The organism is Peterkaempfera griseoplana, from assembly GCF_001418575.1.
Lineage (GTDB): Bacteria > Actinomycetota > Actinomycetes > Streptomycetales > Streptomycetaceae > Peterkaempfera > Peterkaempfera griseoplana.
On record NZ_LIQR01000662.1, the window covers coordinates 1 to 7,313 of the forward strand.

Annotated in this window: 6 protein-coding genes and 1 pseudogene; all 7 read left to right on the top strand. The window is 70.1% G+C overall.

All coding sequences use genetic code 11. The annotated features are described in order from the left end of the window. Positions 1-499: pseudogene (locus AOK09_RS34965) on the top strand (hypothetical protein); the annotation flags it as partial. A 173-nt stretch (positions 500-672) separates the two neighbouring features. Then, complete coding sequence (locus tag AOK09_RS34970) at positions 673-1,695, top strand: LacI family DNA-binding transcriptional regulator (RefSeq protein WP_055591224.1); 1,023 nt, start codon at positions 673-675, stop codon at positions 1,693-1,695. Between the two features lie 324 nt (positions 1,696-2,019). Next, positions 2,020-3,561 carry an ABC transporter substrate-binding protein gene (locus tag AOK09_RS34975; RefSeq protein WP_107101534.1) on the top strand — a complete coding sequence of 514 codons (1,542 nt, stop codon included), beginning with the start codon at positions 2,020-2,022 and terminating at the stop codon, positions 3,559-3,561. A gap of 95 nt (positions 3,562-3,656) precedes the next feature. Beyond that, positions 3,657-4,724 carry an ABC transporter ATP-binding protein gene (locus AOK09_RS34980; RefSeq protein WP_055591226.1) on the top strand — a complete coding sequence of 356 codons (1,068 nt, stop codon included), beginning with the start codon at positions 3,657-3,659 and terminating at the stop codon, positions 4,722-4,724. After that, positions 4,721-5,701, top strand: coding sequence for an ABC transporter permease (locus AOK09_RS34985; RefSeq protein WP_055591227.1), 981 nt, complete (start codon positions 4,721-4,723; stop codon positions 5,699-5,701). The genes AOK09_RS34980 and AOK09_RS34985 overlap by 4 nt, the downstream gene beginning before the upstream one ends. Before the next feature lie 6 nt (positions 5,702-5,707). Continuing rightward, on the top strand, positions 5,708-6,727 hold the full coding sequence (locus AOK09_RS34990) for an ABC transporter permease (protein WP_055591228.1): 1,020 nt from the start codon (positions 5,708-5,710) through the stop codon (positions 6,725-6,727). Beyond that, positions 6,724-7,313: ABC transporter ATP-binding protein (locus AOK09_RS34995; protein ID WP_157876166.1), on the top strand; the 590-nt coding region annotated here is incomplete at its 3' end. The genes AOK09_RS34990 and AOK09_RS34995, both read left to right, overlap by 4 nt.

Genomic DNA, 7,313 nt, shown 5'->3' on the forward strand with positions numbered 1-7,313 from the left:
AGCCGTACCGCCCGGCCCGCCCGCCCCGGCCCCGGCTGCTGTGCGGGCGCCCGACGACCTCGCCGAGTACCGCGAGCCCATCAGCCGTATCGTGCAGGCCGCCGACGCGGGGGAGCACACCACCGCCGTCGACTTGGCCGCCGCGCTGGAGCGGCAGGCCTTCGCCATGCACGGGGACGCGGCCCCGCCGTCGCTGCACGTCCGTCAGGTGCGCGCCCATGTCTCCCGGCTGGCGGGCCAGCAGGCGCTGGCCGCCGACCTCTACCGGGACGTCGCCCTGAAGCTGCTCAAGGCCAGGGGACCGGAGCACCCGGAGACCCTGCAGGCCGCCTCCAACGCCGACGCCTGCTGGCGCGCCGTCCACGATGTGGCCGAGGCCCGGCGGATCGCGCCGTCCATCATCGCGCTGCGTGGCCAGGTGCCGGGTACCGAGGGCCGCAAACTCCGCGCCGCTGAGCGGTATCTGGCGCAGCTCGGGGAGATGCGCACCGGCTCCTGAGCACGGGGGCGTGCGGCAACCCGAAATTTCCCTGAGGGGGAGTCGTCCAAAGTGTTGACGCGTGCCCTACAAGGCGGTTCACTCTCACACCGTAACCGGTCCCGGTACCGGTTACGGGACCGGTTACGGCGTTGCTCGCAGGGGCATGACGGCTGAGAAGTGGGGGTGCGACCGTGCGCGTCACCATCGCGGACGTGGCACGCCGGGCAGGCGTCAGCAAGGCGACGGTGTCGCGGGTGCTGAACGGCAAGGCGGACGTGGACGCCGACACCGCGCAGCGCATCCGCGAGGTGATCGCCGAGACGGGCTATGTGCCGAGCTCCCGCGCCGTCGGCCTCGCCCGGGGCCGCACCCGCACCGTGGGCATGCTGGTCCCCTCCCTCACCTGGCCGTGGATCGGGGACGTCCTCCAGGGCGCGGTCGACGTCCTGGAGGCGGACGGGTACGGTCTGCTGCTCTACACCTGCACCCGGGGTGAGGAGTCGCTCCGCCGCTTCGCCGAGCAGGTGTCGGGCAGCGCCTTCGACGGGCTGCTGGTCATCGAGCCCGAGAACACCCTGGACTACATCGCCGAACTGCACCGCAAGGGCCTGCCGGTCGTGCTGATCGACGACCGCGGCCACCATCCGGAGTTCCCCTCCGTCGCCACCACCAACCGCGACGGGGGTGCGGCCGCCGCCCGGCACCTGGCAGCCACCGGGCGCCGCCGCCCCGCAGTGGTCACCGGAGTGGCGCACTTCGGCTGTGTACGGGACCGTACCGAGGGCTTCGCCGAGGCCGCCGCCGCCGAGGGCCTGCTGCTCGATCCGCAGCTGGTCGTCGAGGGCGACTTCACCGAGGAGTCCGGCCGGGCCGCGGTCGGGAAGCTGATCGCCTCCGGCAGGCCTTTCGACGCGGTCTTCGCCCACAACGACCTCACCGCGTCGGGGGTGCTGCGGGCACTGCACGACGCAGGCCGGCGGGTACCCGAGGATGTCGCGGTGATCGGCTTCGACGACATCCAGCTGGCCGCGCACACCGCTCCCGCGCTGACCACGGTCCGTCAGCCGATGCGTGAGATGGGGGAGGCGGCGGCCGGGCTGCTGCTCTCCCATCTGGAAGGGGTGCCGGCGTCCCCGGCCCCGTTCGTCCTGCCCACCACACTCGTCGTGCGGGGCTCCTCAACCCCGCCGGCGCCGACGGTCCAGCCCGGTTGATCCCGGGCGGCCGGTCCTAGGCCGACCCCGATCGGCGGTGGTGGACACCCCTGTGCTTGAGAGCGCTCTCAGGCATGTCTGTTACGGCTTTCGCCGGGCACCCTCACAGCTCTGCGAGAAGCCCTCCGCCCTCCAATTCCAGGAGCAGTGACAGTGACTCACGCCAAACGACTCAGGACGACCGCACCAGCCCTGCTGGCCGTGCTCGCCGCGGCCGGCCTCGTCGCCGGCTGCACCAGTGGCAGTGTCGGCCCGACCGGCCCGGTGGCCGGCGGCAGCGGTGCACAGTCCGGTGGCGCCGGCGGCGGTGTGCTGAACGTCGGCATGCCCAACGGGCCGCAGACCGACAACAGCAACCCGTTCCTCGGCACCTCGGCGGGCGCCTCCCTCGGCTACCGCTTCATGATCTACGAGCCGCTGGTGATGACGAACGGCATCCGTCCCAGCGAGAAGGGGCAGCCCTGGCTGGCCACCGCCTGGGAGTGGGCCGACAACTTCAGGAAGCTCACCTTCACCGTCCGCGACAAGGTGACCTGGTCCGACGGCAAGCCCCTCACGGCCGACGACGTCGCCTACACCTTCGACCTGATGAAGAAGACCCAGGCGCTGAACATCAACGCCATCCCCTTCCAGGGCATCAGCGTCAAGGGCACCAACCAGGTCGAGCTGACCTTCGACTCCTCGCAGTTCGTCAACCAGACGAAGATCCTCAACCAGTTCGTCATCCCCAAGCACATCTGGTCGACCGTCAAGGACCCCTCCACCTGGACCGACCAGACCCCGGTCGGCAGCGGCCCCTACACGCTGAAGTCCTTCACCCCGCAGACCGTCACCCTCACCCGGCGGAGCAGCTACTGGAAGGACCTGCCCAAGGTCTCCGAGCTGCGGTACACCTCCTACAACGACAACAGCGCGCAGACCACGGCCCTGGCCAACGGCTCCAGCGAGTGGTCCTTCGTCTTCATGCCCAACTACAAGCAGCTGTTCATCAACAAGGACGCCGCGCACAACAAGCTCTGGTTCCCCTCCGGCCTCGGCATCCACGGCCTCTGGCTGAACACCGCGAGGAAGCCGCTGGACAACCCGGCGCTGCGCCGCGCCATCAACCTGGTGGTCGACCGGCAGGCCATCTTCGTCCAGGCGGAGTCCACCCTCTACCCGGAGATCGAGAACCCCACCGGCATCCCGCTGCCGGCCGGTGACCCCTACCTCGCCCCCGACTACAAGGGCGCCAAGCTCACCGTGGACGTGGACAAGGCCAAGAAGGAGCTCACCGACGCGGGCTTCACCTACGCCGGCGACACCCTGAAGGACCCCTCCGGCAAGCCCGTGAAGATCACCCTGGCCGACCCCTCCGGCTGGTCCGACTACCTCACCGGGCTCTCCATCATCAAGGACGGCCTGAAGAAGATAGGCATCTCGGCCGAGGTCCGCACCCAGACCGTGGACTCCTGGACCTCCGACGTCAACAACGGCAACTTCGACGCCGTGCTGCACTGGACCAACAGCGGTGCCACCCCGTACGACATGTACGAGAACATCATGGACGGCGCCCTGCTCCAGCCGGTCGGCAAGGCCGCCGCCGGCGGCAACTTCGGCCGCTTCAAGAGCGACGAGGCCACCGGCGCGCTGAAGCAGTACGCCAGTGCGTCCGACGACGCCACCCGCACCGACGCCCTCGACAAGCTGCAGAAGATCATGGTGGAGCAGGTCCCCATGGTGCCCACCTCCGCGGCCCCGATCGGCGCCGAGTACAACACCAGGCACTGGACCGGCTGGCCGGACGAGTCCAACCCCTACGGCCCGCCGCAGCCGACCCAGCCCAACTCCCTCGATGTGGTGCTGCACCTCCAGCCCTCCTCCTGACCGCCGGGCCCGGTCCGGGGCGGCGTGCATCGCGCCCCCCGGACCGGCCGGCCGTCACCGGACAGATCCGCACCAGACCGACAGAGAGCCAGGCCATGGCCATAGCCGACACCACCCCGGACGCCACCACCGTCCCCGAGGAAACGGCGATCCTCGAGGCCCGAGGGGTGACCAAGCACTTCGCCGTCAAGCGCAAGGGGCGTGAGTTCCTCACCCGCCCAGCCCGGACCGTCCACGCCGTGGACGACGTCTCCCTGGAACTGCACCGAGGGCGCGTCACCGCGCTGGTGGGGGAGTCCGGCTCCGGCAAGTCCACCGTCGCCCGTCTGCTGGCGCAGCTCCACCCGCTCACCTCGGGCGAGATCCGCTACGCCGGCCGGCCGGCCACGGCCGGCCGGGGCCGCCGCTTCCGCGACTGGTGCAGCAACGTCCAGCTGATCTTCCAGGACCCCTTCGCCTCCCTCAACCCGGTCCACACCGTCCGCTACCACCTCACCCGCGCGCTGCGCGTCCACGGCCGTGCCGGGCGGGACAAGGCGGAGCTGGAGAGCAACCTGCACGCACTGCTCACCCAGGTGCAGCTCACCCCGCCCGAGCGCTACATCGACGCCTTCCCCCACGAGCTCTCGGGCGGCCAGCGGCAGCGGGTCGCCATCGCCCGCGCCCTGGCCGCCGACCCGGCGGTGCTCCTCGCCGACGAGCCCGTCTCCATGCTGGACGTCTCCATCCGGCTCGGTGTGCTCAACCTGCTCGCCGACCTCAGGGAACGGCTGCGCCTCGCCGTCCTCTACATCACCCATGACATCGCCTCGGCCCGCTACTTCGCCGACACCACCCTGGTGATGTACGCGGGGCGGATGGTCGAGGGCGGCGACAGCGAGACCGTCACCCAGCAGCCCGCGCACCCGTACACCCGGCTGCTCATCGACTCCGCGCCCGACCCCGACCGGGTCGCCGCGGGCGGTGAAGCAGAGCAGGAGACGGAGACCCCCAGGGGCGAGCCACCGAGCCTGATCACCCCACCGGAGGGCTGCCGCTTCCATCCGCGCTGCCCCGCGGCCATGGAGCGCTGCCGCACCGCGGTACCGCCCCGCTTCGCCCTCCCCGAGGACGGCCACTGGGCCGCCTGCTGGCTCTACGACGGGGCGGAGGCCGAGCAGTGAAGTACCTCTTCCAACGCCTGGCCTTCTACCTGGTCACCGCCTGGGCCGCGATCACCATCAACTTCTTCATCCCGCGGATGATGCCGGGCGACCCGGTGCAGTCGCTGATCGCCCGCTACCAGGGCCAGTTGAGCACCAAGGCGATGGCCTCGCTCTACGCCCTGTTCGGGCTCAACCAGCACAAGAGCCTGTGGCAGCAGTACCTCGACTACTGGTCCACGCTCTTCCACGGGGACCTGGGGCTCTCCTTCACCTTCTTCCCCACCCCCGTCTCCCAGATCATCGGCCAGTATCTGCCCTGGACCCTCGCCCTGGTCGGCACCACCACGCTGATCAGCTTCCTGCTGGGAACCGGCCTCGGCGTCGTCTCCGGATGGCGGCGCGGCTCCTGGATGGACAACCTGCTGCCGATCGCCACCTTCTTCTCCTCGATCCCCTACTTCTGGCTCGGGCTGATCGCCATCGCCGTCCTCGCCTCGGCGTGGCCGGTCTTCCCCGCCTCGGGCGGCTTCGACAACGGCCTGGTCCCCTCCTTCTCCGGTGACTTCATCGCCAGTGCCGCCTACCACGCGGTGCTGCCCGGCCTCACCATCGTGATCAGTGCGATGGCCGGCTGGATCCTCGGTATGCGCAACATGATGGTGACCGTGTCCTCCGAGGACTATGTGACCGTCGCCCACGCCAAGGGCCTCTCCGAGCGACGGGTGATGTTCTCCTACGCCGCGCGCAACGCCGTGCTTCCCAATGTCTCAGGCTTCGCGCTGTCCCTGGGCTTCATCGTCGGCGGCACCCTGCTGGTGGAGATGGTCTTCTCCTACCCCGGCATCGGCCTGGTGCTGCTCCAGGCCGTGGGTGCCAAGGACTACCCGCTGATGCAGGGGATCTTCCTCATCATCACGCTCTCGGTCCTCGTGGCGAACCTGCTCGCCGACCTCGCCTACATGCTCCTCGATCCCCGCACCCGGCGGGAGGGCTGACCAACCATGACCATCCAGACGAGTGACCCCGGGCTCGGCGTCGCCGAGCCGTCGCCCGCGGCGGCGGCCGGTCCGGCCGTCCGTACCCGGCGCAACCGGTTCGCCTTCCTGCGCAACGGCAAGGCCATCACCGGGCTGACGATCCTCGGCATCTTCCTGGTGCTCGCCGTCATCGGCTCCTGGATCGCCCCCTACGACCCGTCGGCGATGTCCAACGACATCATGCAGGCCCCCTCCGCCAGGCATCTGCTGGGTACCACCCAGACCGGGGAGGACATCCTCTCCCAGCTGCTGGTCGGCACCCGCGGGGTGATGGTGGTGGGGTTCGTCACCGGCTTCTGCGCGACCGTGATCTCGGTGCTGGTGGGCGTCAGCGCCGGATTCCTCGGCGGCGCCGCGGACGAGGTGCTCTCCGCCTTCAGCAACATCTTCCTGGTCATCCCCGGCCTGCCGCTGGTCATCATCATCACCTCCTTCCTGCCGAACGCGGGCGACGTCGTCATCGCCGTGGTCATCAGCCTCACGGCCTGGGCCTGGGGCGCCCGGGTCCTGCGGGCCCAGACCCTGTCGCTGCGCCGCCGCGACTACATCGAGGCGGCCCGGGCCACCGGTGAGTCCACCTGGCGGATCATCGTCTTCGAGATCATCCCCAACCTCACCGCGATCATCGCCTCCAGCTTCGTGGGCACCGTGGTCTTCGCCGTCCTGACCGAGATCACCCTCTCCTTCATCGGCGTCGCCAGCATCTCCCACTGGAACTGGGGCACCGTGCTCTTCTGGGCCCAGAACAACCAGGCCCTGGCCCTGAACGCCTGGTGGTGGTTCGTCCCCGCCGGTCTGTGCATCGCCCTGCTGGGCACCGCGCTGTCGCTGATCAACTTCGCCATCGACGAGTTCGTCAACCCCCGGCTGCGCACCGGCGGCAGGGCGGGCGGCAGGGGCCGGGTCAGGATGCGCACCGGCTTCACCCCCGTCGTCCGCAGGACCCCCGTCGTCCGCGACCCGCAGAAGGGCGACCGCGTATGAGCACCCCCACCCTGCAGCGCACCCCCGTGCTGGAGATCCGCGACCTGGACGTCGACTACGGCCTCGGCGACAGCGCCGTGCGCGCCCTCCAGGGCATCGACCTCACCCTGCACCGCGGGGAGGTGCTGGGCCTGGCGGGGGAGAGCGGCAGCGGCAAGTCCACCCTCGCCTATGCCGTCACCCGGCTGCTCTCGCCGCCCGGTGTGATCACCGGCGGCGAGGTCCGCTACCACCCCAGGGACTCCGCGGAGCCGCTGGACATCCTGGACCTCACCCCTGCGCAACTGCGCCGCTTCCGCTGGAACGAGACCTCCATCGTCTTCCAGGGGGCCATGAACTCGCTCAACCCCGTCCACAAGGTCGTCACCCAGCTCACCGACGTCCTCCGGGCCCACCGCCCGGGGATGTCCCGCGCCGACCGCCTCGACCGCGCCCGCGAGCTGCTGAAGCTGGTCGGCATCGCCCCCGACCGCCTGGACAGCTATCCCCACCAGCTCTCCGGGGGCATGCGCCAGCGCGTCATGATCGCCATGGCGCTGGCGCTCGACCCCGAGATCGTCATCATGGACGAACCCACCACCGCCCT

Coding starts and splice junctions, on each gene's coding strand:
- AOK09_RS34975 (WP_107101534.1), top strand. CDS start 2,020: ATGCCCAACGGGCCGCAGACCGACAACAGCAACCCGTTCCTCGGCACC.
- AOK09_RS34980 (WP_055591226.1), top strand. CDS start 3,657: ATGGCCATAGCCGACACCACCCCGGACGCCACCACCGTCCCCGAGGAA.
- AOK09_RS34990 (WP_055591228.1), top strand. CDS start 5,708: ATGACCATCCAGACGAGTGACCCCGGGCTCGGCGTCGCCGAGCCGTCG.